This is a genomic window from Arthrobacter sp. Y3221160 (assembly GCF_059092585.1).
Genome location: NZ_JBNHHU010000001.1, coordinates 2097821 through 2122007, shown reverse-complemented (window position 1 = coordinate 2122007; position 24187 = coordinate 2097821). Strand labels below are relative to the sequence as shown.

General features: G+C 65.0%; 21 protein-coding genes. 13 read left to right on the top strand and 8 right to left on the bottom strand.

Translation table 11 applies throughout. From position 1 onward, the window contains the following. The first annotated feature begins 94 nt into the window (after positions 1–94). The 6 genes from AC5RWG_RS09915 to AC5RWG_RS09890 all read left to right on the top strand — a co-directional run bounded on the left by AC5RWG_RS09915 (position 95) and on the right by AC5RWG_RS09890 (position 4894). Entirely contained in the window at positions 95–1267 is a 1173-nt protein-coding gene (locus AC5RWG_RS09915) for a cytochrome P450 (RefSeq protein WP_494076636.1), read from the top strand. Continuing rightward, positions 1264–1458, top strand: a complete 195-nt coding sequence (locus tag AC5RWG_RS09910; protein WP_494013496.1) for a ferredoxin — start codon at positions 1264–1266, stop codon at positions 1456–1458. Before AC5RWG_RS09915 ends, AC5RWG_RS09910 begins: the two co-directional genes overlap by 4 nt. Beyond that, positions 1455–2639 carry an NAD(P)/FAD-dependent oxidoreductase gene (locus tag AC5RWG_RS09905; RefSeq protein WP_494076635.1) on the top strand — a complete coding sequence of 395 codons (1185 nt, stop codon included), beginning with the start codon at positions 1455–1457 and terminating at the stop codon, positions 2637–2639. Before AC5RWG_RS09910 ends, AC5RWG_RS09905 begins: the two co-directional genes overlap by 4 nt. Beyond that, a complete protein-coding gene (locus tag AC5RWG_RS09900) occupies positions 2639–3253 on the top strand; it encodes a TetR/AcrR family transcriptional regulator (protein ID WP_494076634.1) in 615 nt (204 codons plus the stop codon). The genes AC5RWG_RS09905 and AC5RWG_RS09900 overlap by 1 nt, the downstream gene beginning before the upstream one ends. Positions 3254–3344: 91 nt before the next feature. Continuing rightward, positions 3345–4118 (top strand): hypothetical protein, encoded by a 774-nt coding sequence (locus AC5RWG_RS09895; protein WP_494100891.1) that lies wholly within the window; start codon positions 3345–3347, stop codon positions 4116–4118. Positions 4119–4426: 308 nt separating this feature from the next. After that, the gene (locus tag AC5RWG_RS09890; RefSeq protein ID WP_494166853.1) at positions 4427–4894 is read left to right on the top strand and encodes a sortase domain-containing protein; all 468 of its coding nucleotides are present in this window, start codon (positions 4427–4429) and stop codon (positions 4892–4894) included. A gap of 141 nt (positions 4895–5035) precedes the next feature. On the opposite strand, the gene AC5RWG_RS09885 is transcribed toward AC5RWG_RS09890, so the two are convergent. Both AC5RWG_RS09885 and AC5RWG_RS09880 read right to left on the bottom strand, forming a co-directional pair. Next, complete coding sequence (locus AC5RWG_RS09885) at positions 5036–6874, bottom strand: FAD-dependent oxidoreductase (protein ID WP_494166852.1); 1839 nt, start codon at positions 6872–6874, stop codon at positions 5036–5038. 512 nt (positions 6875–7386) lie between these two features. Then, positions 7387–8403: an SDR family oxidoreductase gene (locus tag AC5RWG_RS09880; RefSeq protein ID WP_494166851.1), complete on the bottom strand. Its 1017-nt coding sequence runs from the start codon at positions 8401–8403 to the stop codon at positions 7387–7389. Between the two features lie 153 nt (positions 8404–8556). Here AC5RWG_RS09880 and AC5RWG_RS09875 point away from each other — a divergent pair, with 153 nt between their 5' ends. Then, entirely contained in the window at positions 8557–8892 is a 336-nt protein-coding gene (locus AC5RWG_RS09875; protein WP_494013502.1) for a hypothetical protein, read from the top strand. Between the two features lie 314 nt (positions 8893–9206). Here the strand turns inward: AC5RWG_RS09875 and AC5RWG_RS09870 are convergent, their stop codons facing one another. The 3 genes from AC5RWG_RS09870 to AC5RWG_RS09860 form a co-directional block, all read right to left on the bottom strand. Beyond that, positions 9207–9863 (bottom strand): 4a-hydroxytetrahydrobiopterin dehydratase, encoded by a 657-nt coding sequence (locus AC5RWG_RS09870; protein ID WP_494013503.1) that lies wholly within the window; start codon positions 9861–9863, stop codon positions 9207–9209. Between the two features lie 194 nt (positions 9864–10057). Next, positions 10058–10789 carry a hypothetical protein gene (locus tag AC5RWG_RS09865; protein WP_494109576.1) on the bottom strand — a complete coding sequence of 244 codons (732 nt, stop codon included), beginning with the start codon at positions 10787–10789 and terminating at the stop codon, positions 10058–10060. A 279-nt stretch (positions 10790–11068) separates the two neighbouring features. Then, positions 11069–11767 carry a histidine phosphatase family protein gene (locus AC5RWG_RS09860; protein ID WP_494166850.1) on the bottom strand — a complete coding sequence of 233 codons (699 nt, stop codon included), beginning with the start codon at positions 11765–11767 and terminating at the stop codon, positions 11069–11071. 203 nt (positions 11768–11970) lie between these two features. On the opposite strand from AC5RWG_RS09860, the gene AC5RWG_RS09855 reads away from it, so the two are divergent. Genes AC5RWG_RS09855 through AC5RWG_RS09840 form a run of 4 tightly spaced genes read left to right on the top strand, consistent with a single transcriptional unit; the run spans position 11971 to position 16180 of the window. Then, positions 11971–12942: a glucosyl-3-phosphoglycerate synthase gene (locus AC5RWG_RS09855; protein WP_494074854.1), complete on the top strand. Its 972-nt coding sequence runs from the start codon at positions 11971–11973 to the stop codon at positions 12940–12942. A 3-nt stretch (positions 12943–12945) separates the two neighbouring features. Further along, on the top strand, positions 12946–14073 hold the full coding sequence (locus AC5RWG_RS09850; protein ID WP_494166849.1) for a glycosyltransferase: 1128 nt from the start codon (positions 12946–12948) through the stop codon (positions 14071–14073). Beyond that, a complete protein-coding gene (locus AC5RWG_RS09845) occupies positions 14070–15080 on the top strand; it encodes a Gfo/Idh/MocA family protein (RefSeq protein WP_494166848.1) in 1011 nt (336 codons plus the stop codon). The genes AC5RWG_RS09850 and AC5RWG_RS09845 overlap by 4 nt, the downstream gene beginning before the upstream one ends. Further along, complete coding sequence (locus AC5RWG_RS09840; RefSeq protein ID WP_494166847.1) at positions 15077–16180, top strand: zinc-binding dehydrogenase; 1104 nt, start codon at positions 15077–15079, stop codon at positions 16178–16180. The genes AC5RWG_RS09845 and AC5RWG_RS09840 overlap by 4 nt, the downstream gene beginning before the upstream one ends. A 48-nt stretch (positions 16181–16228) precedes the next feature. On the opposite strand, the gene AC5RWG_RS09835 is transcribed toward AC5RWG_RS09840, so the two are convergent. Continuing rightward, the gene (locus AC5RWG_RS09835; RefSeq protein WP_494074858.1) at positions 16229–18352 is read right to left on the bottom strand and encodes a calcineurin-like phosphoesterase C-terminal domain-containing protein; all 2124 of its coding nucleotides are present in this window, start codon (positions 18350–18352) and stop codon (positions 16229–16231) included. A 705-nt stretch (positions 18353–19057) separates the two neighbouring features. Here AC5RWG_RS09835 and AC5RWG_RS09830 point away from each other — a divergent pair. Beyond that, positions 19058–20230: a hypothetical protein gene (locus AC5RWG_RS09830; protein WP_494049239.1), complete on the top strand. Its 1173-nt coding sequence runs from the start codon at positions 19058–19060 to the stop codon at positions 20228–20230. A 212-nt stretch (positions 20231–20442) separates the two neighbouring features. After that, entirely contained in the window at positions 20443–21006 is a 564-nt protein-coding gene (locus AC5RWG_RS09825; RefSeq protein WP_494166846.1) for a recombinase family protein, read from the top strand. A 540-nt stretch (positions 21007–21546) separates the two neighbouring features. Here the strand turns inward: AC5RWG_RS09825 and AC5RWG_RS09820 are convergent. Both AC5RWG_RS09820 and AC5RWG_RS09815 read right to left on the bottom strand, forming a co-directional pair. After that, the gene (locus tag AC5RWG_RS09820) at positions 21547–22020 is read right to left on the bottom strand and encodes a DUF1990 family protein (protein ID WP_493967187.1); all 474 of its coding nucleotides are present in this window, start codon (positions 22018–22020) and stop codon (positions 21547–21549) included. A gap of 264 nt (positions 22021–22284) precedes the next feature. After that, positions 22285–23109, bottom strand: a complete 825-nt coding sequence (locus AC5RWG_RS09815; RefSeq protein ID WP_494166845.1) for a DUF4166 domain-containing protein — start codon at positions 23107–23109, stop codon at positions 22285–22287. Between the last annotated feature and the right edge of the window lie 1078 nt (positions 23110–24187).

Genomic DNA, 24187 nt, shown 5'->3' with positions numbered 1-24187 from the left:
ACGCCTCACTGCCGAGGCGCGGCTCTCCGAGGCAATGGGCGTCCCCATCGTCCGGCTTCCGACCCGCACCCAGGACGATCAAAAGGAGCACACCGTGACCAAACCGATCGAAGCAGACATCGACATCTGGGCCGATGACGTCCTCGTCGACCCGTACCCCACCTACGCCGCCCTGCGCGATCAGGCCGGCGTCGTCCGCCTGCCGAAGAATGACCTCTACGTCCTGACCCGCTACGACATCATCCGCGACGCCCTCGCCGATCCGGAGACGTTCTCCTCCACCAGCCTTGGCTTTAACCCGATGGTGAACGAGGCGCTGCAGGGCACCTCGCTCGCCTCCGACCCGCCCACGCACACGCAGCTGCGCGCGACCCTGTCGGAGAACCTCACGCCGCGCGCCCTGCGCGGACTGAAGGTCACCATTGACGAAAAAGCGGACAAGCTCGTCGCCGAGCTCGTCGCCAGCGGCAGCTTCGAAGCCATCGACTCGCTGGCACGTGCCTTCCCGCTCGAAATCGTCGCCGACCTCATCGGCTTCAGCGGCCACGTCAAGGACAACATGCTGCGCTGGGGGCAGGCCGCGATGCAGGTCCTCGGGCCGATGAACCACCGCACCCAGGAGAACTTCCCGATCGCCGGCGAGCTCTACGGCTGGTGCTCCTCCGTCACTGCCGAGGACCTTGTACCGGGGTCGATCGGCCGCGGCATCTTCGACGCCGAGGCCCGTGGCGACATTCCGGAAGGAGCCGCCGGGCACATCATCCACCAGTACCTGGGCGCCGGCGTCGACACCACGATCGCCTCCATCGGGAACATCGTCGCACTCTTCGGCCGCCACCCGGAGCAGCTCGAGCTCGTCCGCCAGAACCCGGAGCTCGTGCCCGCAGCGTTCGCCGAGGTGCTGCGCTACTGGCCCCCGATCCACATCTGGGGCCGGACGGCGACCCGCGACGTCGAGATCGATGGTGCAACCGTTCCCGCAGGAGCCCAGCTGGGCATCCTGTTCGGCGCCGGCAACCGCGACCCGCGGCACTATGAGAATCCCGACGTCTTCGACGTCACGCGCAACCCGGTGGACCATCTCAGCTTCGGCTACGGGCCACACGGGTGCGCCGGCCAGGGCCTGGCGAAGCTTGAGGCCCACGCGATCATCGAAGCCCTGGCCCGCCGGGCGAAGGTGTTGGAGATTGGAGACGAGGTCCGCGTGCCCAGCAACATCACGCGCAGCCACGAACGCCTCGACGTCGTGAAGGCGGTGGCAGTGTGAGGATCGAACTTGACCGCCCCCGCTGCGAAGGACACGGACTCTGCGAGGAAGCCGCGCCCCAACTCATGCACCTCGACGACGACGGCGAATTGGTGATCGACGTCCCCGTGGTCGACGAGGCGGAGCTGGCCGCTGCGAAAGCCGCGGTACGGGTGTGCCCGGTGGCCGCGCTGCGGTTGGCGGAGAAATGACCCTGCGGCGGATCGTCGTCGTCGGCAACGGCATCGCCGGGCTCACCGCGTGCGACTCGCTGCGTTCGAACGGGTTCGACGGCGAGTTGACCGTCGTCGGGGCCGAGCCGCGCCACCCGTACAGCCGCCCGGCCCTCTCAAAGGCGCTGCTGCACGGCGACGGCGGGCTGCAAGCCCACGAGCTGCCCGAGCCAACCCACGAAGCGACCGACCTCCTCGGGGTCAGCGCCACAGGCATCGACCCGGAGGCGAAAATCGTCCGGACCGACGGCGGCGATGAGCTGCCCTACGACGGCCTGGTCATCGCCTCCGGTTCACGGGCCAAGCGGCTTAACCCGAGCCCGCTGTCAGAGGGCGCTCCCCGGGAGCTCACCCTGCGCACGCTCGAGGACGCGGTGGCGCTCAAGCAGCGGGTCTCGGGCCGCCCCTCGGTGATCGTGGTCGGCGGCGGACCCTTGGGCATGGAGATCGCGTCCGGCTGCCTGCACGTCGGCTGCGACGTCACGCTGGTCTCCGACGTGCAGCCCCTCTCGCGGCAACTCGGGGACCCCCTGTCCGGGATCTTCACTGCCGCCGCCGCCCGGCGCGGGCTGCGGTTCGTCGGCGGCAGCAGGGCGCGACTCATTGACTCCGGCTCGGGGGCGCGGGTTGCCCTTGCCGACGGCACCCGGCTTGAGGCGGACCTCGTCGTCACGGCCATCGGCGACGAACCGAACACCGAGTGGCTGGCCGGTTCGGGTCTCCTCCTCGACGGGGCGCTGCGCGTCGATTCACGCGGCCGGGTCCGGCCGGACGTCGTTGCCGCCGGTGATGTGGCGTTCTTCCCGACCGGCCGCGGCGTGCGGCGCGTGCCGTTGTGGACCAGCGCCATCGACCAAGCCAAGGTCGCGGCTGCCGGCCTGCTCAACGGCGACGCCGCGCCGGAGCTCGACTTCCAACCGTACTTCTGGACCGAAGGATTCGGGCTGTCCCTCAAGGCGATCGGCTTCACACCCGTGACCGGGGCGCCGGACTACCTGGAGCCGGGCGGCGAGCCCGACTCGATGCTGCTGCGCTGGGACAACGCGGACGGCGGCCCCGGAACCGCGGCGGCGATCAACTACCGCATCCCCATTCCCAAACTGCGTCGCCTCGCCAATGTAGGTTCGGCGCTGCAACCGGCTACGCCGGCGAAGTCTTGATGCCGTCGCTGCGAGAAGCCCAAAAACAGCTGACCCGCGACAGGATCGTCGAACGGGCGCTCGAACTCTTCATCGACAAGGGATACGCCGCCACGACCATCGACGATATCGCTGCCGCTGCCGGCACCACCCGGGTGACCTTCTACGCGTACTACCCCTCGCGGAGCGATCTGATGAGGGACTTCATGACCCGGGTGAATGGGGTCCTTGACCGCGCCGCCGGACCCGGCCATGCATCGACGGCCCCCGAGCTCGTGGATGTGGTCCGCGCGGGCGAGCCAGCGGGCATTTTCGACTGGCTCGAGTCGCGCGCAGTACTTTGGCCCGTCTTCCGCCCCTACCTGGATGTCCTCGACGAGGCTGCCGCCGTCGACCGCGAAGTGCGGGCCCTGGTCATGGGCTGGCGTGAGGAAGTAGTCTCCGACCTCGTCCGCGGCATGCAGCAGGCCGGCCGCTTCTCGGAGGAGACGCACCACGTCCGCGGAACGCTCGCGTTCACCCAGCTCAACTACGTCTCCACCCTCTGGACGAGCCGCACCTCAGAACCAAACCGTGGCCAGGCGCTCGGGGTCCTCGCCGAAAGCTGGTACCACCTGCTCGGCGACGCAGGCTGAGTAAAGACTTTTCAGATCGACGGCATTGGATTAGGGTGTGACGCACGGGAGAACCGTAAGCACCCTTACTATTTTCTGAGAGGCCTACATCATGAAGGCACAGACTCTTCTCATTGCCCCTGCCGTCGCGATTGGCGCGATGGCTTTCGCGGCCGGGCCGGCTGTAGCCCAGGACGGCGTGTGGCAGGCTGACCTTGCGCCGGCCAACAACAGCGGAACCGCCGGACAGGCGATGATCGAGATACACGGGCAGCAGGCAACGGTCAGCATGAACGTCTCGGGCGCCGCGGAAATCTGGATGAACGCACCGTTCCCACACGGCCAGCATATTCACATCGGCGGCCAGGGGTTGTGCCCCGGGCCGGCAGCAGACACCGACGGCGACGGCGTCGTCAGTTCACCCGAGGGCGAACCTTATGCCGGTGCCGTCAGTACCTCGCTGACAGTCCAGGGGGACACCAGCCCGGCCTCGATGGTGGCAACCGACCGCTTCCCCGCCGGCGGAGCCTACACCTATGAACGGACCCTGACCCTGGATCCGGCAACAATAGCGGCAATCCAGGCCGGAACTGCAACGGTGGAGGTCCATGGCGTAGACCCAAACAGGCTCCCTCCGGCTGCCCAGCAACAAATGAGCCCTGAAGCCCCGGGGCTGCCGCTGGCCGCCACACTTTCCGCGGCCTGCGGAACCTTGGTTGCTTCCCAGATGACCGGGCCGATGCCAGGCGGTGCCCCCGACACAGGCGTCGAGACCCCCGCGCAAACAGACGGAAGCGCGATGTCCCTCGCCGCAGGTCTGGGGGTTCTGCTTGCTGCAGGCGCTTCGGTGGCCGTCGCACGCAGGCGTTCCGCTTCCAAGGACTGACCGGCGTGAAGACGGCACGGACAGGGCCACCCTTCTTCGCCGGGCTGGCCCTTGTCCTGGCCGTGAATGCGGGGTGCGCTGCACCCTCCGCTACCGGGTCACCACCCCCACCCTCCGTACCCTCGGCCTCAGCACCCTCGACTTCCGCACCCTCGGGTACCGCCGTCGAGCAGGCTCCCCGCCCGGGCCAAGGGCGTGAACCGGGGGAAGAGCCGGAACAGGCTGGCAAGAAAACAGCCGCGCCCCAAGCCGCCGTTCCCGCTGCCGGCGGCGATTCCCTCGTGATGGAGAAAGCCAGGCCTTCAGCGTTGAGCATTCCCCGGATCGGGCTTAGCAGCGACATCATCGACCTCGCACAGCAGGAGGATCACACCTTGGAGGTGCCGCCCGAAGAGGCCGGCTCCCCGGCAGGGTGGTACATCAATTCCCCGACGCCGGGGGAAAGGGGGCCCTCGATCCTCCTGGGTCACGTCAACGCCTTGGGCGGGGGCCCGGGCGTTTTCGCCAGACTGCAGGAACTGGTACCCGGAGACGAAGTCAGGGTGGAGCGCGAAGATGGCACGACGGCGGTCTTCCGGCTGACGGTCATCAAGCGATATGCCAAAGACAACTTCCCGGCCCTGCAGGTGTACGGGAATACCACGCAGGCAGAGATCCGACTCATCACCTGCGACGGGTACAACCCGCAGAACGGCAGGTTCGAAGACAACCTTGTTGCCTACGGAAAACTCACCGCCGCCACCGGAGGCGTGGGGGACAAGGGTAAACGCAGCTGACCTTGCAGTGCGGAAACAGCAGGCGGCGTTCATGTCGTAGGTGGCCACCTTCCGCCGATGCCGGCGCCACGGATCAGGACCTGCACGAAGGCGGGGTCGCACCCCCAACAGGAGGTGCGACCCCGCCAGAGCACCTGGTGCTTAGGCGCCGTCCTGCCGCCGGGCTGCTTCGCGTCCGGCCAGGTAGCCGAACACCAGCCCGAGGGAGATCGTTCCGCCGGCGCCTCCGTAGAACCCCTTCGTGGGGGCGCCGCCTGCGTTGCCGGCGGCGTAAAGGCCGTCAATGACTTCGCCCTCGGTGTCTAACGCGCGCCCGAGTGCGTCGGTCTTCGGGCCACCGACAGTGCCGAGTGCGCTGGCCTCGACCTTGAGCGCGTAGTAGGGGGCAGTGTCGACCGGGCCCAGCACGCTCGACCGCGGGCTCTTCAGCACCGGCCGGATGATTTTCGCCAGGGGCCGGACCACGAAGGAACGAAGACGCTCGGGGTCGTTCTTCTTCGCCACCCGTCCCGCGAGCTTGCTCGCGATCGGACCGACGGCCTTGGCGATGAGCACCCTGGCCTTTGCGGTGGCGGCGGGGAAGCGCGCATCGGGCGAGTATTTGCCGAGCCGCGGATAGTAGGCACCGAAGTAGCGGTCGAACATAGTGTCACCACGGTTGAACTGCGGGTCGCGGCCTCGTGCGGCCTCAGGGTTGAACCGGTCAACGGTGCGGAGTAGCCCCACCTCATCTACGCCGATCTTGGCCGCTAGCTCTGCCAAGGTTTCAGCGCGGTGGAGGTAATCGGGCACCTTTCCGCCCGGCGTGACGCCGAAGATACCGAACTTCTCCCAGTAGTTCTGGTCGAAGATCAACCACGCGGTGGCATTGGGCATGGCGCCCGTTTCCGGGTCGGTCTCGCGCATGATCTGTCCGAACTGGTCGTAGGCCAACGCCTCGTTCGCGAAACGCTCGCCCTTGCTGTTCACCATGATGCTGTGCGGCAGCGCCCGCTCTCCCAGGAAGACCCGGCTGAGCGGCTGGCCTTCCAACTCCTCGCCGGGCAACTGCACCCCCGGCATCCACCAGGCGTCCTCCATCCCGGTCAGGTCGGCGCCTATCTCCTTGGCCAACTGGACTGCGATGCCGTCATGGCCCTTCGGTGAGACCTGCACGCCGAAGGGCGCGTCGAGGTACTGGGTCGTGACCTCGTCCGAGCTTTCGAACCCGCCGCTGGCCAGCAGGACTCCCTTGGTGGCGCGTACGGTGTGCTCCATGCCATCGGCCCGTACGACGACTCCCCGCACGCCCGACTTGTCCGTGACGAGTCGGACAGCGGGCGCCTCGACGCGAACGTCGACGCCGTTGCGCAAGCTGCCCTCAAGCAGGGCGCCGACCAGTGCCGGTCCGGCGAGCCACACGTCGTCGATGCCGATGCCGCCCAACAACCAGAACGGGAGCGGGTTCTTGGCCATGCCCGTCGTGAGGGCCGGCCGCACGTACTTTGCGACCTCGCCCAGTCCCTCGGGGGAGTAGGGGCCGGGGAAGAGCGCCCTGCCGACCGACGCGCCGTCGATGTCGGAGCGATAGTCCGGCCAGATGGTCGGGATCCACCCGAAGGAGGTGTGCTCTTCGATGAAGCGGGCCACGTGGGGCCCGGCTTGCAGGAAACTCTCCACCAGATCGTGGTCGAGAACCTTGTCCCGGCCTTGGCCGTAGATGTAGCGCCGGGCCTGGTCCAAGTTGTCCTTGACCTTGAGGTCCTTGGTTGAGAAGCCGTGGTTGGGGATCCATGCGGCGCCCGCGGAAATGCCGGTGGCGCCCCCGACGAGTTCCCGGGACTCGACAACGAGGACCCTTGCGCCCTCCCTGGCAGCGGTGAGCGCAGCCATCAGGCCTGCCCCGCCGGAGCCGACGATTGCTACGTCCACCTCGTCGGGGATGCCCTTTTGGGACACGGTTCCGATGGAGCCGCTGTGCTGAGTCGAACTGTCAACCACGATTTCCTCCTTACAGATAGTCCCCGTCACGTGGCCTCGCCGGTTCAGTGGGGCACTGCAGAAGTCCACCTGCGGGATGCTTGACGCAGCAGCCCGCGGGAATGAGACCGATGCAGGTGCCGGGGACGGGCATATGCATGTACATGCATATGCATCTACTCTAGCGCGGATAGTTGATGTGTCAACTTTTCGCTCTTCCGTCTCCATCACACCAAGGACCATGCCAAGTGTCGAATTCCGGGAGTGCGTTCCTTCCGGTTGGCGGCAGATCCGGACGTTGCTGTCAGTCGTTCGTCGGGGGGGCGACATCGCCCGGGCGCGTTGACCTCGTGCCGGGCCCGTCGATCAGGAGTTCACTGATGCCGGCCGGAAGTAGGAGCTCTTGACCGGCCGCGCCGGTTCTGGTTTAGGGCGGGACGAGCAGTGCAAGCCGGAAAAGACGGTTTCACCGTCGAACCGCCTAGAGGTTTGAGCAGTCAGGGGACAGGGGCGTCAGCCGTGCGCGGGTGAGATCACGAGGTCCGCGTTCCTGGTCCACCGGAACCAAGGTAGCGTCGGGCAAGCGTGCTGGTGAGCTTTCCGGCGGCGGTGAGGACGAGCAGGGTGGCGCCTGTCCTGCGCAGCGCGGTTTTTCTTCTTCCGTGCCAGCCGCCTCCCGTTGCTGGCTTCGGGTGCGAGGGCTGAGGCGAGTAGAGGTTTCCCGCGGTCGTGGGCGCTGGCTCGCTGCGCGAAAGATGTGTCCTGTTAACCTGGGCCGCCATGGCGCCTTCCATCAAGCGCGGGGTGAGCCTGTGCTGCAAGGCCATGACCCGTCCAAGCGGTCCGACGACGGCTTCCGCGCGAGGGGAGGCCGCCAGCGCGGTGATGGCTTTGGCAACCCGTTCCGCCGTGTACACAGGCGGCATGGCAAGGGCCTTGCGGCCGGTGTAGTTACCGGCGTGCTGGAAGAACGGGGTGTCGATGGTTGCCGGCAGAAGCGTGCAGACCCTGAGGTTTTTCCTGCCGGTGAGCCACAGTTCCGAGCGCAGGCTAACGCCCAGGGCGCGGATGGCGGCCTTGGACATCGAATAGGCGGAGGTGTAGGGCTGGGCGATTTCCCCCACGACGGAGGAAACGTTGATGACCACTCCCGCTCCCTGCTGCTGCATCTGCGCTAGCGCGGCCCTGCACCCGTGCACGTAGCCCATCACGTTGACGTCGATGAGGCGCCGGAAGTCCTCGACGGGTGCCTTCAGGAACGGAGCGAAAAAGCTGACCGCGGCGTTATTGACCCAGACGTCGATTCTGCCGAAGCGTGTTACCGCTCGGTCCGCGAGTTCCTGCACGGCGGCCGCGTCGCTGACATCGGTCGGCACTGCCAGTGCTTGCGCCCCGCGCCGTTCACATTCGACGGCAAGCGTTTCCAAAGCCTGTGCCTGGCGGGCCGCGAGCACGACGCGGGCGCCCTTCTGGGCGAAACGGAGGGCAGTGGCGCGGCCTATTCCGCTTGACGCACCGGTGATCACAACGACGGAATCCTTGATGCGCATCGAAGCTCCTCCTCGATGTAGGCCCGATGCCCGCTATGGGCAACTCTGGGTTCAAAAGCCCGTGTTTATAAGTATGCTTACGGTTTTGGTAACTCGCTAGCCATGGCTTTCGCGGTCCGCAGGGGAGGCCCCCTGATTATCGGGACTTCTGGTATGGCCATCTGCCCCGCCAACGATGCCAAGCCCCTCCTGTGGAATCACCTGATGCATTACTTCACCGGTGCCAGCCTCGGCGCCCTGAGAGGAGTGTGGGCCGCCACGGGCATTCGCGGACTGCACGCCAATATATGGCACACCGTGATGCGACTGGGCTTTGACCAAACAATTGAGAACGCCACCGGTGCCGGGTCACCACCAAAGACCTGGCCCGCCGAGGAGAAAGCCGTGGACGTCCTCCACAAAACGCTATTTTCAATGGTGACCGGAATGGTGGCCGACCGAATGCTGCCCCCGACGTTGGCCTCATCCCGCGGGCGCACCAGTCACTGAATTGTCTTGCCCTGGAACTGTTGCCCTAAGCCTATTCCGCCCATACTCTGAGCTCAACGACAGGAGACAAGTATGGAATTCGCCATCATTGTTGGCATCCTTTGTGCGGCATGTATCGCCTGGGTGGTATTGGGTGCCCGCGCCGACCGCCGACCAGTAAAGGGTGCCCGGGCTCCTGCTAGCACGGATGCAGCCAGCACGGGGGCTTTCGGAGCCACTGCCTACGGCGGAGATGTCGGGGGCGGTGGCGGCGACTGCGGCTGACAGGAAGGTCAGGCTGCCGCCCTTTGCCGAGGCAGCCTGAATTTACGCGTCTAGTCGCCGCGTCCGGCTTCAGTACTGATGCATAGCCGGTTGCCTTGGGCATCAGTGGCAACTACCCACATGGGCGCATGTTCATCATCGAGTGTTGCACCAACGCTTACCAGGGCATCCAGAGTCGAGCTGCTTTCGCTGAAGGGGACGGTGACGTCCAGGTGAAAACGATTCTCGCTCGGACGCTGGGACTCCTGAAACCAAATGGCCGGACCCCTGCCATAGGGATCGATCAGGCTTCCGTCTTCGTGCCTCTTGTAGCCCAGTGCCGTCCGCCAGACTTCCGAAATGGCTTCCGAGGCATCTGTGTCTATGGCTATCTCCACTGTTCGCAAGAGTTCCGGCAGGGGCGTGACGCCAGTGGCTTGGGCCTGCCGCGATATTGAACGAGCCAGCGTCACGTCACGCGCCGTCACCCTGTCGCCGGCATCATGCGAAGTGAGCGTGATGAACAGTGTGTCGTACCGCCAGTCCACATCAGGGTGGTGGTCGGATTCCTGTGCCAGCCGGCCAATGGCGGAAAGCAAGTCCAAGGCAGCTGCGGATGATTCGCATTTAACTGCGGTCCGCAAAGCACCCAAACCGTAACGCCATTCCGGCAACTGGAGCAGATTTGCTTGGATTTGCTCCTGGCTTAGGACATCTCTTGCTGGCATGATTTTTCCTCCGCGTTTCGAGTTAGCTTGAGATTATCCAAGCTATCTGGAATGCCGGAGGGCGCGCTCTCCGAATATGCTTGGGTCCGGTTCTGACCTCGTCACCTGGTTTGCTGTGTGTAACGATATCCGGAGCCCGTAGTTAGGTTAAGGCGACCCATCCAGGTCATATTCTCCTTTATGCAGATGGTTGGTTACTCGCTTTGGGCAAGCGCGTCGTTGACGAGTTTGATGAGTTCGTCCTGAGCTTCTTCCTCGATGTCGACTCCGATTTTCACTGCGGTGGCCGCGAGGGATCCTTGCGTTCCGGCTACGGACATGACCTTCTGGCTTTGCCCGTTCGGCAACTTCTGGGTGGTGATGGAGCCGAGGGACTGCTCACCGTCTGTGATCACGTCCAGTGGGGTGATCTTGCTGCTGATTTTCTGTCCTTCCGCTTCGATTTCGAAGTCGGCGCACTGCTGCATGGATTCTTGTGCTTGTTCGAGCTGCTCGGCGACGACTTGCGGGTCTTTGACGGCGACGAGGGTGATGACGGTCTGAGACTTTTCTTCGGCTGAGTGGCTGGCTCCGGCGGCGTAGGTGCTGCCATCGGGTATCCGGGTCTGTTCGGTCGCGAACATGGAACAGGCTTCAGGGGTAATGGTCGCGTTCGCCAGCAATTCCTTCGCGGCCGTGAGTCCCTGATCGATTTGTGCCGCCGGAACGACTGAAAGTTGTTGGCCCTGCGCGTCTTCCAGACCCGCGATCACTTCCTTGAGGTCGTCGTTGGTGTATGTTTTGGCCGCCGAGGTGGTCTGCGGAGATTGGGCGGTAGGGGACGTGGCCGGCTCGGCGGTCCCTTCCGGGGCTGCTTCACCTCCGCAGGCTGTGAGCATCAGCATTGCGGACAGGAGCACTGCGTAAACCCCGGTTGTGCGTGCCATTCTTACCGTCTCCCTCGGTTCGCCGGTCACACCGGCCGTGGACGCGCCGGCATGATGCGCGGCGTAGGGCGTATTCTGCACGTGTCCTCTTATGAAAAGCTTGTTCCAGCATTCACCCCGTCCATAGGGAAGCTTGCGGAGGCCAGCGGGACTTGCTGGATGCTGCGCCGAGAAAGCTATCCAACATACAGGCAACCGTTATGCGGAGGCACCATCGGCCAACCAGCCTGCCGAAGTTGCGCAAAGACGCCGGATTGTGCGATTCCGCCCGGCCGGATCCTACCCCTGGCCATCGTGTTCGGCCGGCATTTCGTCTGCCAGTGCCGAGGAGGGATCGGGCAGGGTTTGGGCGTTGTAGTCGACGACCTGCCACCCGCGGTCCGGGTGCTTTTCCAGCACCGTCCAGGCGCAGTTGGCCATGCCGGCAAACATCTCGCGCATGTGGGCCGGCGCGTCGAAGAAGGCCAACAGCCCGCTTCGGAGGGCGGCGCCATGTCCCACCAGGACGCCCGTGCCGCCCGGGGCCAGTTCTGCGGCGGCGTCCTGGATGACCGACTTCATCCGCCCGTTGACCTCGGAGGGCAGTTCGGCTCCGGGCACCCGGTAGTTCTCCTCGCTGAAGAACCTCTCGTAGATGCTCGGATGCCGTTCCCGGAACTCCGCAAAGGTGGTGCCTTGCCTGATGCCCACATGGTACTCGCGCAGCCGCTTGTCCAGCACCGGTTCCAGCCCGGTTAGCGCGGCCAGCTCTGCAGCAGTGTGGCGGGCGCGTTCCAGGTCGCTGGACCAGATGAAATCGGGTTGGAACGTTGCCAGCAGCCGGGCAGCCTGTTTGGCCTGGACACGGCCGGTCGCATTGAGCGGGATGTCGGCATGGCCCTGGGCCTTTTCCAACACGTTCCAGTCGGTTTGGCCGTGCCGCCACAGCACCAGGCGGGGCCGATGGACGCCGCCGCCGGCGGGGACCTGCTGCTGCATCAATTCTCCTCACTGCCGCCGCCTCGCGCAGACATTGCCGACCCGTGTGCACCGGCATCCGCAGCCCTTTCTGGGGGCCGGCCGTCCCTGCCAATCTCGCGGAAACTATTCACAGGGCAGGATCCGGCCCCGTAGGCTTCGACTTGATCCTACCGACAGCCGGCCTTGGGGGATGAACCGGCGCTCGATGAGAGGAAGCCGGAATGCGGGCAGACGTTCTGGAGTGGTTCTCCGCGAAAAATTATCAAGGCAAAAGCTTCGACCGGCACGAACTCGTGAAGCGCAAGGCCGGCCAGCGGATCAGCGTGGTACTTCCGGCCAAGAACGAGTCGGAGACGGTCGGGTCGATCGTGACCGCTTTGCGCAGGGAACTTGTCGAGGCGGTACCGCTGCTGGACGAGATCATCGTGATCGACTCCAACTCCACCGACGACACCTCCGCCGTGGCCGCGGCCGCCGGCGCGAAGGTTGTCCACCAGGACCTGATTCTGCCCGGCACCGGATGCACTCCGGGCAAGGGCGAAGCCTTGTGGAAATCTCTGGCCATCTCCAGCGGCGACCTTCTGGTGTTCATGGACTCGGACCTGCGCCGGTTCGATGCACAGTTTGCCGTCGGATTGATCGGCCCCCTGCTAACCGATCCTCGGACCCACTTCGTCAAGAGCTACTATGACCGGCCGCTCGACGACGGGGTCAAAATCATGCCGGCGGGCGGAGGCCGGGTCACGGAACTGGTGGCGCGCCCCCTGCTGAACCTGTACTGGCCCGAACTGGCCGGGATCGTCCAGCCGCTGGCCGGCGAATATGCCGGCCGGCGCAGCCTGCTCGAACGCATACCCTTCGTCTCCGGCTACGGGGTGGAAACCGGCATGCTGATCGACGTGTTGGAAGCCGTGGGCCTGGACGGGATGGCCCAGGTGGACCTGGGCGAGCGCTGCCACCGCAACTCCACTGACGCCGAACTGGCCCGGATGGCCCTGCAGATCCAGCTCACCGTGCAGGCCCGGCTGCACCGCCGAGGCCTGGCCCCGGCTGCTCCTCTCGCCGTCGAGCTGACACAGTTCATGCGCCAGGGGGAGGACTACGTCGGGCAAACCTGCACCGTTGAGGTGTCCGAACGTCCGGCGATGCTGGACGTGGGCCAGTACCGGCTCGCGACCGGGCACGTGGCCTGAGCCGTGCGGATCCTCATCAACGCCGGCCCCTGGTTGCCTGTCCCGCCACGCGGCTACGGGGGCATCGAAACGGTGGTCGCCACCCTGATTCCGGAGTTGCGCCGCGCCGGGGTGCATGTCACCCTCGCGACGGTGGGTCCGAGCACCATCGAGGCCGATGCCTACCTGTGCCCGCTCGACGAACCCCAGTTCGCCTCGATCGCCCTGCCCTACAACCAGGTCTCGGGTATCGCCCACGCGCATATGCACGGCGTTGTGCAGGCCATGTACGACGGCGGCGCCTGGGACCTGGTGCACGACCACCTCGAGGTGGTGGGACCGGCGGTGTTCGCCGCCATGGGGCAAGCTGCGCCGCCGGTGCTGCAGACCCTGCACTGGGACCTGGCCAAGCACGGCGCGTTCTATTCGTCCTTCAACGGCCGCGGCCGCATCCGGTTCGCGGCGGTCTCGCAGTCCCAGTTGGAGCGCGCACCAATAGCGCTGCAGCGCCAGACGATCGGCGTCGTCCCGCTGGCCGCTCCGCCCGCCCTGGACGTCCACGCAGAGAGCGCCGGTCACGCCCTGGTGCTGGCCCGCATCACCCGCGACAAGGGGCAGGACGCCGCGCTCAGGATCTGCCGCCTGGCCGGCCTGCCGCTGGTACTCGCCGGTCCCGTCGCCGGAATCAACGACCCGGCAGAGCTGGACCGTCGGCTGGCCGCAGGGGACCCGCACCTGGCCTCCCACCCGGACGCCACGTACTTCCGGGAGGAGGTCCGCCCGCTGCTCGACGGCGGCCGGTACCGCTGGATCGGCGGAGTCGACGGCGAAGCGAAGGAACACGTCCTGCGCTCGGCCCGGGTGCTGCTGGCCCCCAACCGGTGGGCCGAACCCGGCGCCACCGGGGTAGTGGAAGCCCTCTCCCGCGGCATCCCCGTGGTGGGGACACCGCTGGGAGTGTTGCCCTCGCTGGTGGACCACGGCCGCACCGGTTTCCTCGCCGCCGATGAGCAGGAAATGGCCCGGTTCCTGCAGGAACTGGACGATATCCGCCCGCAGGACTGCATCGACGCGGCAGCGGCATGGACACCCGAGGCGATGGCTGCCAGTTACCTGCGCCTGTACGACCAACTCCTCCAGGAGGCCACATGAGCGTGAAAGTAGCCCTGATCGGGGCCGGCTCCGTCGGGCGGCGGCACGTCGGCGTCCTGCAGGAGCTTGGCGCCCGGATCACCAGCGTCACCGACGCGCATGCGGCTGCGGCGGAGAAGCTGGGGCGTGAAGTGGACGCCCCGGCCTTCACCGATCCCGAGACGGCCCTCGACCGCACGGAAGCGGACGCCGTCTACGTGTGCGTTCCGCCGTTCGCGCACGGGCCCGGTGAACGGGCCGCGCTTTCGAGGGGACTGCCGCTGTTCGTGGAAAAGCCGGTCGGCCTGGGCCGGGAAACCGCGGAGGAAATTGGCGCGCTCGTGGAAGCGGCAGGCGTCGTCACCGGCACCGGCTACCACTGGCGCTGCATGGACGCCGTCGGACATGCCCGCGGCCTGCTCGCGGAGGCCCCGGCCCTGCTGGCCAACGGCTATTGGCTGGACAAACGGCCGCCGGTTCCCTGGTGGGGGCGCATAGACCGCTCCGGCGGTCAGGTGGTCGAGCAGCTCACCCACGTCCTGGACACCGCGCGCTTCCTGCTCGGCGAAGCCGTCGAGGTCTACGCCGCCGGGGTGCGCGGGACGGAGACCGGGCATCCGCCGGTCGACGGGCCGGAGCCGGACGACGTCGACGACGCCACCGCGGCCACCGTCCGCTTTGCCAGCGGGACCGTTGCCACGCTGGCGGCGACCTCGGTGCTGGCCGCCAAGCACCGCGCGGCTCTGCACATTGTGAGCCGCGGCCTGTACCTGGAGCTGTCCGAGGCCGGCCTGAGCAGTTTCGACGGCACGTCGCGCACGGATCTGGGCTGTGCCGAGGACCCCCGCATCGCGGTCGACCGGGAATTCATCGAAGCAGTCCGCGGTGAACGGGAAAGCACCCGCGCACCCTATGCCGAGGCCCTGCGCAGCCACCGGCTCGGCTGTGCCATTGCCGAATCGGCACGTACGGGGCTGCCGGTGAAGCTGCCGGAAGAGCGGCCGGCCACTGCCGGGGCAGCGCCATGAGGAACCGGCGCAATCTCGTCATTCCTGCGGCAGGAGCCCTGGAGATTGTCGAGGAGCAGCTGCCCGAAGTCCCCGACGGCGGGCTCCTGCTCGAAACCCTCGTCACCGGCCTGTCGGCCGGCACGGAACTGGCCTTCGTCAAAGGCGACCACCCCGGGTTGCGGTCCCGCCTGGATCACGAGCTCGGTTTGTTCCTGCAGGACTCGGCCGAGGCCGCCTATCCAATCCGCCGGCTGGGCTACATGGAGGTCGCCCGGGTCGCCCAATCCCGCACCCCGGCCTTCGCCGAAGGGGACATCCTTGCCACGGCCTATGGCCACGCCACCGCGCATGTGGCCGACCCGCTGCGCGAGCATCTGGTGCCGCTGCCCGACGACCTTGACCCGCTGCTGGGCGTCTTCGTCGCACACTTCGGGCCCATCTGTGCCAACGGCCTGCTGCACGCGGCGGCAGATGAAACCGGCGGCCTGGTCCGCGCGTTGGGTGACGGCGTGGACGGCCGGCTGGTGCTCGTCACCGGAGCCGGGCCCATCGGGCTGGTCACCGCCCTGTTTGCCCGGTCTCTCGGCGCGCGCGAAGTCGCCGTCGCTGACTCCGACCCCCGCCGCCGGCAGCTGGCCGAAGAGCTGGGCTTCCTGGCCCTCGACCTGAATGACGACCCCGGCAAAATCTTGAAAACACGATGGCGCCACGGTCCCGGGGACCGTGGCGCCGACGTCGTCTTTCAATGCCGGGGCCGCCCCGAAGCGCTCCACGCCGCCCTCCGCGCGGCCCGCCCGCAGGGAAGCATCATCGACCTGGCCTTCTACACCAGCGGGGCCGACGCCGTACGGCTGGGCGAGGAATTCCACCACAACGGGCTCAACCTGCGCTGCGCGCAGATCGGCAGGGTGCCCCGCGGCCTCACGGGACAGTGGGACCGGGCGCGGCTCTCGGCCGAAACCATCAAGCTGCTCGGCACCCACGGTGACACAATCCGCAAGCACCTGATCTCCGACGTCGTACCCTACGAAGACGCGCCGCTGCTAATGCACGACGTCTCCCGCCGCCGACGGCACGTCCTGACCGCCGTCTTCGCCGTGGCCCCCGCGTTCCTGTGAGCACGGCTGGCAGGCACCCGCGGGACTAGCGCAAGCGGCATTCAACTATCACCACACGACGTCCTCGCCGAAGGTGTCCAGCCGGAAGCTCTGCTGTGGCCGTTCGTCGACGACCTCGAAGGCGAGGGTCTCGGTGTGTTTGTTGCCGTAGCGGTCGGTCCAGACCACCTCGGCCAGGTGCATGCCGTTCTCGAGGTCGGCCGAAAGCGGGATGCGCCACAGGTGCGGGGACCCATCGGCGAGGTTGCCTTCCACCGGGCGCGGTGCGGAGGGTCCGTAGACCTGGCCGTTGTACAGGTGCAGGCCCTGGGCCTCCGGGTTTCCCGAGGTCGACTGATAGGACATCCGGGCGCTGGTGAGCTGGCGGATCAGCGCTGACGGGTCGGACCACTCGACGCCGCGCCGCACCTCTTCACCCGCCGCCGGCTGGGTGATCTCCGCGGTGACGGGTTCGGCGCCGTCGATCGAGACGGTGACGGTGGAGTCGGTGGTGCCCGCCCAGACGTTGGCGGTCAGGTAGGTGCCTCCGTCCAGGTCCTCGCGGGTGATCATGTTCTGGTCCCCGAGATCCCCCAGGGTGAGCGGGGGCACCGCGTCCTTGTGCTTGTTCTCCCAGGTGACGGGGTGCTCGTCGCGCCAGTCGATCAGGGTCTGCGCCCAGTGGCGGTAGTGCGGGGAGCTCACGCCCAGGCCCATCTGGTCGCCGTCCCGGCCGGTGGCATGGAAGGCGTGCCGGTAATCGGTGCCGGAGAAGTCGAAGGTCCAGAAGCCCGGCAGCGCGCCGTCGCCCTGGAAACTCATCGGCTGGCCGTCGACGTCGTAGTCCCCGGCGTACCAGTCTCCCGACACGGCGCCGGCGACGATGTGGTCGAACGGCACCGCCTTCACCCCAACGGCCTCCTCCCACGCCCCGAGGGAATCTCCCTCGGCCATCGACTCGACCCAGTGCGAATGGCCGGACAGGGACAAGGCCTCGCGTCCTTCGAGGAGGTCATAGAGTGTGCGGACGTCGTCGGTCTGGTGCTGGGCGCTGTCGGCACCGGAGTGGGACACCAGCGGGATGTGCGTGGCGACCACGACGCGCTTGTCCTTGGGCACGGTGGCCAGATCCTTCTTGATCCAGGCCAGGGTGTCTTCCCCGAGGCGGCCGTTGTACGCCGGGGCGCCGGCCGGGTCCTCGCAGGCCGGCCGCTTGCCGTCCGCGTTGTCGTCCTCGGGCGTGCACGGGTATTTCACGTTGTTCAGCGCCAGCACGTGTACCTCGCCGACATCGTAGGAGTAGTTCTCCGGTCCCCAGTGCTGCCGGTAGGTATCGAACGACCACCGGGCGTCCGTGGCATCGAAGTCCAGGTCGTGGTTGCCGGGGATCGCGCGCACGGGCATGCCCATCAGGCCCAGGGCCTCCTTCGCCCGGTCGTACATGCCCAGGTCATCGCCGGCGATATCGCCCAGCAGCAGGGCGCCGCAGTCGGCGGCATCATAGGCAGCCGCTTCCCGCAGGGCGCCGTTGCGCGCGTGGGAGATCTCCTGATTGGAGTAGGCCTGCGGATCGGCCAGCACCAGGCACCGAATGTCCTCGCCGGCCGAGGAGGGGTTCTTGGTCAGCGGGAAGTTCACCGCGGCGGGCAGTTCCCCGGTGGGCTCCAGGCCGCCGAAGCGCAACTCCTGCTCGGTGGTGCCCTGGGGGGCGTGAGTGTAGGAGAACTGCGCGATGTTGTTCTCATCGACCGGGGTGTCCCAGTCGGCGGGCTTGGTGACGAAGAAGGTGTCCTTGTTCTGCGCCGGCAGTTCGTAGCGGCCTTTGGCATCGGTCTGGACCACCTCGCGGCCGTTAGACACCGTCACCCCCGAGATGCCCTTCTCGCCCTTATCCCGGACCGAGTTCCGGTTGGCGTCATCGAAGACCACGCCATCCAAAACATCCTCCCCGGTCTCGCCCTCGGTGACGACTTCGGGACCGCCGACGTACGTCGTGGGGTCCACCGCATCATCGACGGGCTTGTCCCCGCGACCCTTGGCGGCGGCATGGGCCGGCGGGCTGCCCTCCGCGCTGGAGTGCTCCGGCGGATCCGCCGCAGCGATCTGCACGCCGAAAAACGCAAGCGGTGCCAGCAAGGCCAGGGCGGTGCCGCCCGTCAGGGCACGACGACGCCGGGAGACAGGGGAAGACATACAGATTCCTTTCGCCAGGGTGATTGCTGTTGGAAGCAATCCCTCAAGCTAGGACTTCCGCATGACGGACCGGTCCCTGTTCCGCCACGCCCGGGTGAACGGGCGGCAAAGCCTGGCCTGCGCAGGCTCCAGTTGCCGGCACCGCCTCGTAGATATGCCCTCGCAGCACCGCTTTCGCCCGTTTGTTTCTGTACCGCCGTCGTTGGCCTGTGCGGTTTTGTCTCCGCCTGTGTTCCGTACCGGATCATTCCGCCGCTGCACAGCTGAGGCCCACACCCAAGTCGCCCGCCGGCCCCCGCCCTACGTCGCCTTCGGGGAAGACAAGCTCACCGCCACCTGGACGAGTTGCCCGCCAACTAACAACCATCCCTGTGCAATGTCTTACCACCGACTCCCGTCACACTTGTGACTGCGGTCCCGTTCCGCGTCACAATAGTCGACTCGTTCGTGCACGCGGAGAATGCCGCCCGGGGGACACCCCTACGAACATATGCGCTGTTATCGGCGCTTCGTCCTTAACCATGTTCAGTTCGAGCTTGTTGTCAGTTAGGTTAATCGCTACGGCACCCAATTCGACATGGCGCGCGGCGCACCGCTCAATTGATGCGGCTCACACACGCGGCCGCTGACGGCCGCCATCGGGGTAGGTGCACCATCTGAAGTGCTGGTTTCCTAACGGCGCCGGATCAGAGGACGTAGGGATAAATGGACGTAAGTCAGGAAAACGGCGACCCGGGCGTACGAGTGACAGGGACGGGTGGACGTAGTGCGGCCATCCCTGATGACCGCGTCCAGGGACTTGATGACTTCATTGCTGCATGGGAACCACAGGCAGAGACGCCTACGCCTCTGAGTTTCGGGGGCTGGCAAATGTCCGATGAAGAGCATCCTCCGGGCTGCGGCACGCCCGGATACCGAGTCGTCTACAAGACAATTCGTACGGTGGTCATCCCGCGCTTGAATATCGAGATGGGCAACTTGCGACTGGTCTTCGGCAACGATGCGGTTGTTCTGGGAGAACCCGTCTTTGAAGGAACCTTATCTGCCCGGCAACCAGGGCAGTTCCTGTTGCCTGAGTGGGGCAAGCTAAAGAATGAAGGCGACGCCTTCGACTACGAGTTCATGCAGAACGTCCAGGTGAACATTCGAGCAGACCAGAGTGAGACTCCGGTGGGGAACTACGTGGAGTTCCTATACATCTTGGATACCGACGTTCCGACTCAATATGAACAAATGGTAGCCGCCGGAAGAGCCGCCGTTTCGCCTTTGATTGTGATGCTGGACCTTCTGTACGGAGAACGCGTTCTTGGCCCATTAATTACTGAGGAAATCGGTGAAGTACACAGCGATTGGCACTGGAACCGACTGCTGGGAGGCCGGACGGTTTCTCTCGAATCCCAAGCAACTCTTAAAGTATTGGAGGCGGCGGAAATCCTCCATGCACTCAAACCCAAGGTAGACCGCTTTACGGGCGCTTCTGACCAGGCTCGTCAGCAGATGAGGGTCGCCTCTCAGTGGTACTGGGTGGCTGAATCCCAGGCCGACCCCGTGATGAGATTCATCGCCTACTGGCTCGTGCTTGAATCGCTCGAGTTGGGTGAGAACGCGAACATTGCTCCCTTGCGGCGGACCCTCGCCGAGATCCTTGGTGTAGGTGAACCAGTCATAAAGGAGCCCCTCGGACGGCTCTACGGCATTCGAAGCAAACTCGTTCACGGGAACAAACGTGCAATTGACGGACCGCAGTTGGAGAGAGTCAAGGCATTAGCTCTGGCGATCCTGGAGAAGCATGCTTTTGGCGTTGTCTCCTCGGACCGAGTAAGGATCGTCAAGGCTGCTCTGATGCCCGATGCGGCATCGTCTGAAGACACGGCCTAACCCAAAGTTTGGGGACAAGTGTGGGGACTTAGCTTTGCCCCCGTCTCTCATCAAAGGACCGTCTGCTGAGACAGCAGGTCTTCCCCTGCCGCCATTTCTGGAGGTGAGAGAAAGTCGCGGATTCTAGACAACCCCCTCGTCTCATCAATACGTCTCACGTCTGCTAGTCTCAGGAACATTAAAATAAACCTTTGATGTGACTTAGGACGGCAGTGGCAAGTATCGGGTATGCCAGGGTCAGCACAGTTGACCAGAACACGGACCTTCAACATGCCGCGCTGAAAACGGCCGGCTGCAAGAGGGTCTTTACGGACCATGGGGTGAGCGGCACACGGGCCAAGCGTCCTGAGCTGGACAAGATGTTGGAGCACCTCCGAGAAGGCGATGAAGTGGTCGTCTGGAAGCTTGACCGGCTGGGCCGCAACACGCGGAACCTGCTGGCGCTCATTGATGACCTTGAGGAACGGGGTGTCCACTTCCGTTCACTGACCGAGGGCATCACCACCACAGGCGCCATGGGCAAGGCGATGTTCACCGTTATGTCCGCGTTCGCCCAGCTCGAACGCGACCAGTTGGCCGAGCGCACCAAGGCAGGCATGGCTGCAGCTGCCGCCAACGGGCGCAGGGCGGGACGGCGGGAAGTCACGGCAGGCGACCGAAAGGTGAAGCGAGCCCATGAGCTGAAGGCCCAGGGTCTCAAACCCGCTGACATCGGCAAGATCGTTGGCGTCAGCCGCGCCACCGTTTACCGGTACCTGAACATGGAGAATGCCTAACTATTGTTTGGCTGGAACAGGTGGAAGCTAAGTCGTGGCCGGTTGAGCTGGCATCAGTAGTGATCTGCCCCGCCTGCGTGCAGGAAACTAATGCGCAGATGACCATGGCTTACCGGTATACCTGCCTCGCCCAGCTTGGCCACGTTCCGCGTTCTGTATCGAGGTCGATGCCTCGAAGACGTACATGGCAGACGTCGCCTGGCGTTCGGGCCACTGCCCAGAGGCTGTGCGAGCGTCCACGCGATCGCGATGGAATCCACTCGAGTACCTCGTCAAGGTCAGCGCCGCTTAGCTCCCACTCCTCGCTCGCGCTACCGTCCTCTGCCCAGAAATAGACACGGTACGTCGGTTTCGCGACCTCGGACGTCTGATCACGCGGATCTATCGGGTGAGCTTCCATACGCTGACCGTACTCTGCCTTACCCTCATCTTGAATGGCCGCGTCGCAGCCTGATAAATGACCGATGGCTGCAGGGAAGGTCCGACGCGGCTTTAGTTCGAGAAGATCGGTTCTCGTGGTTTCGGGGTTTCTTACCCCGATTATCGGAGCGCACGTAGGTATCGCCTTCGCGCGACCCGCTGTGCGATTAGAAGGAGTGGGTACAGCAATCGCCACGGTTGCTGTGGAGCCGCGCGCGTGAGCGAGCGAATCGTCAGTTGAACCTCGTCGCCGTGACGGTGAACGATAAACGCTTCCTCACCACGAACAGGATGCCCCGGCATCGTGCGGTAGGCAAAGCCAACTCGATCTGGCTCCTGTACAACAGATACGACTTCCACCGGCTCAACAACGGTGACCCCGCAAATGTTCGCTGTGACAATCACGTCGTCACCTTGCGAGACCGGGCCCGGTGCATCTACAGAAAAGCCACTCGCGGTTTTCACTTTCCATCGGAGCACATCGAAAGCGGCTTGCTCCCATTTGGCGTCGCCTCGTCCCACAACCGACGTAACCTCGGATCGACGATATCCGCGGTCACTACTGGGCCATCCCGGTAAAGCCGGACTCGTCATGCCGCATCCCTTCGCGTCCTGCACTTACTCTCAGTTGACCCTCATTCTCGTCTACACGTAGACAGACCAGTGATTGCTAATCCACGAGGTCGGTTTTTTGCACAGCCTTTGAACCGGTGGCTGCCTGTCCCACAGGGCGGTTGTAGGTCCTGAAGCAGCGACGTCTATTGAGATGTCAGAGTGAAATCTATGACTCTAGCCTCAAGACTTCAGGAATCGCAGATTAGAACCCTATCCTGACGTCTTTCAGCTATCTTCCGGACGTCAGGTTGGGGTGTACTTCAACTGGGCGCTTCCGTGAATTGGCCGGCCCTGTAGGCGGCATCTGAGAGGAACGCTCGGGTGACGTCCACCGGGCAATCTGGCGACCGGAGGTGTGCGCGGGTTGAAGAGCTCCGGCGCTTCTACTGACGTAGCTCTTCCCGGACGGGCTTCAGGTGCGGGGGGGAAGCTTGCGGATGTCGCGGAGGGGAATTCGCAGGTGAATTCGCCGCGGTATCCGAAGAGGAACCCGAAGCGGTGATTATGAACTTGCATCCGTACTGTGAATACCTGGCGTATTTCATCGTAGGTCTCGTGGAGTTCGGCGGTGCCGGTGAGTGTCGCCGGAAGGGTGAACCCGAGGAAGCCTTCGTAAAAGCGTTGTGCTCCAGAGGTCAGATGCAGGGAACCATCGGGAAGAACTCTGAGGTCGAGCCCTGTGGCGAGGTGTTGGTGAGTGCCCAGGTAGTCGATGATCCGGTCTTGTTCAGAACTGTAGATCATGGTGGCGTTGAAGCGGCGCTCTCGTCGCGGACTGACTTGAAGGGTTCTGACAAAGGTGACGGTTTCCCGGCCTAGACCGTCAATGTAGGGGTAGTTTTCGATCGTGAAGGGAACGTTCTTTCCGCTGTCGGGGAAGAGGATGTTGCGGAACGCGCCAAGACGCAGGAAAGGAACTGTCCACCAAGCTCCGCGCTGCACTTCGGCGAAGGCGCCGGTACCGATGCAGGCATAGCCTGCGTCTACGCTGACGCCGAAGCGTCGTTGCAGCATCGGATGAAGCCGCTGAAAGTCATCTCTTATGGCCTTCATAAAGATCGAGCTCATGATCTGGTTGTTCGCTTTCCTTCGGGCCGGGCTGGGAGACTTTGTGGAGCAGGCAGCGTAGCCAGTGTGGAGGGGGCCCGGGCAGCGTCCATGGCTGGCGGGCGGCGCAGGCATCGTCCCGCGCGCGGCACCGTAAGGTGGGCCGGAAGCAGGACGGCGGCCGCTGCTGCCGCGGCGAGTGCGAAGCCGGCTGTGCCGTGACGACCTGGTTGAGCCATAGCATGCCGAAGAGAGACGGCTGCCGTGGTGAGGGCGGCCGCCCGGGCGGCAGCGTCAAGGACCCATCTGGTGCGTGCTGTTGTAGGGTCCTGGCCGGTTTCGCCCACAGACGCAGCCGGTCGAAGCTTAACGCAGTCGCCCAGCCCAGAACCGGCCGGATGAAGCGGCGGTCCAGAAGCCGGCCGACCATGCCCATGCCCGGGTGGTAGGTGTACCCGGTGATGAATCGGATCCCGCGGTCCGTTGGAATATAGCGCCAGTACCCGGAACCAGGTCCGATGGGCGATAGAGGATCTCCGGTGGAGAATTTGAGTACAGATGTTGCCTGTCCGTCGGCCCGGAATCGGTCGCCCAAGGAAACTCCCGTTCCCCTGATTGTATGAAAGGGAAGCCTGAACTCATATCGGAAATGTGTGAGCCCGTCATCGCCGGTGCTGACCGGCGTAATTGTGGAGAACCGCAGGTCCCATCGGGGATGCTGCTCGGGGTTCTGGCTCAGTTCCCACAATTTGTTGAAGGGCGCGCGAACGAAGGTCTCGACGTATATCGGCTTCCGACTGACCGCCCCCGGTTCCCTGTTTCGCGTTCTCCGCACACGAGCAGCCTAATGTCCGCACCCAGCCGTTAGCACTTCTGTGCCCGCTGCGGAGGGGCAGCTAGGAACACCCCGACAGCCGAGCCGCGATCAACGCCTCGCTGGCGGACTGGAGCAGGCACGGGAGGCCATGGCAAGGATGCAAACAATGGCCACGGGATGGGGATCATCCGGTGCTCAAGGGCTAAGCGGGCACCTTGCACCCGCATAAGCCGTCTTGGCCTTCGCTAGCCAGGGCGATCGGATCCGCTTACTTTGTCCCTA

Bases quoted from the DNA above. Each gene is read 5' to 3' on its own strand.
- AC5RWG_RS09905 (WP_494076635.1), top strand. From the start codon at position 1,455: ATGACCCTGCGGCGGATCGTCGTCGTCGGCAACGGCATCGCCGGGCTC.
- AC5RWG_RS09900 (WP_494076634.1), top strand. From the start codon at position 2,639: ATGCCGTCGCTGCGAGAAGCCCAAAAACAGCTGACCCGCGACAGGATC.
- AC5RWG_RS09895 (WP_494100891.1), top strand. From the start codon at position 3,345: ATGAAGGCACAGACTCTTCTCATTGCCCCTGCCGTCGCGATTGGCGCG.
- AC5RWG_RS09880 (WP_494166851.1), bottom strand. From the start codon at position 8,403: ATGCGCATCAAGGATTCCGTCGTTGTGATCACCGGTGCGTCAAGCGGA.
- AC5RWG_RS09875 (WP_494013502.1), top strand. From the start codon at position 8,557: ATGGCCATCTGCCCCGCCAACGATGCCAAGCCCCTCCTGTGGAATCAC.
- AC5RWG_RS09870 (WP_494013503.1), bottom strand. From the start codon at position 9,863: ATGCCAGCAAGAGATGTCCTAAGCCAGGAGCAAATCCAAGCAAATCTG.
- AC5RWG_RS09865 (WP_494109576.1), bottom strand. From the start codon at position 10,789: ATGGCACGCACAACCGGGGTTTACGCAGTGCTCCTGTCCGCAATGCTG.
- AC5RWG_RS09860 (WP_494166850.1), bottom strand. From the start codon at position 11,767: ATGCAGCAGCAGGTCCCCGCCGGCGGCGGCGTCCATCGGCCCCGCCTG.
- AC5RWG_RS09855 (WP_494074854.1), top strand. From the start codon at position 11,971: ATGCGGGCAGACGTTCTGGAGTGGTTCTCCGCGAAAAATTATCAAGGC.
- AC5RWG_RS09845 (WP_494166848.1), top strand. From the start codon at position 14,070: ATGAGCGTGAAAGTAGCCCTGATCGGGGCCGGCTCCGTCGGGCGGCGG.
- AC5RWG_RS09840 (WP_494166847.1), top strand. From the start codon at position 15,077: ATGAGGAACCGGCGCAATCTCGTCATTCCTGCGGCAGGAGCCCTGGAG.
- AC5RWG_RS09835 (WP_494074858.1), bottom strand. From the start codon at position 18,352: ATGTCTTCCCCTGTCTCCCGGCGTCGTCGTGCCCTGACGGGCGGCACC.
- AC5RWG_RS09830 (WP_494049239.1), top strand. From the start codon at position 19,058: ATGGACGTAAGTCAGGAAAACGGCGACCCGGGCGTACGAGTGACAGGG.
- AC5RWG_RS09820 (WP_493967187.1), bottom strand. From the start codon at position 22,020: ATGACGAGTCCGGCTTTACCGGGATGGCCCAGTAGTGACCGCGGATAT.
- AC5RWG_RS09815 (WP_494166845.1), bottom strand. From the start codon at position 23,109: ATGAGCTCGATCTTTATGAAGGCCATAAGAGATGACTTTCAGCGGCTT.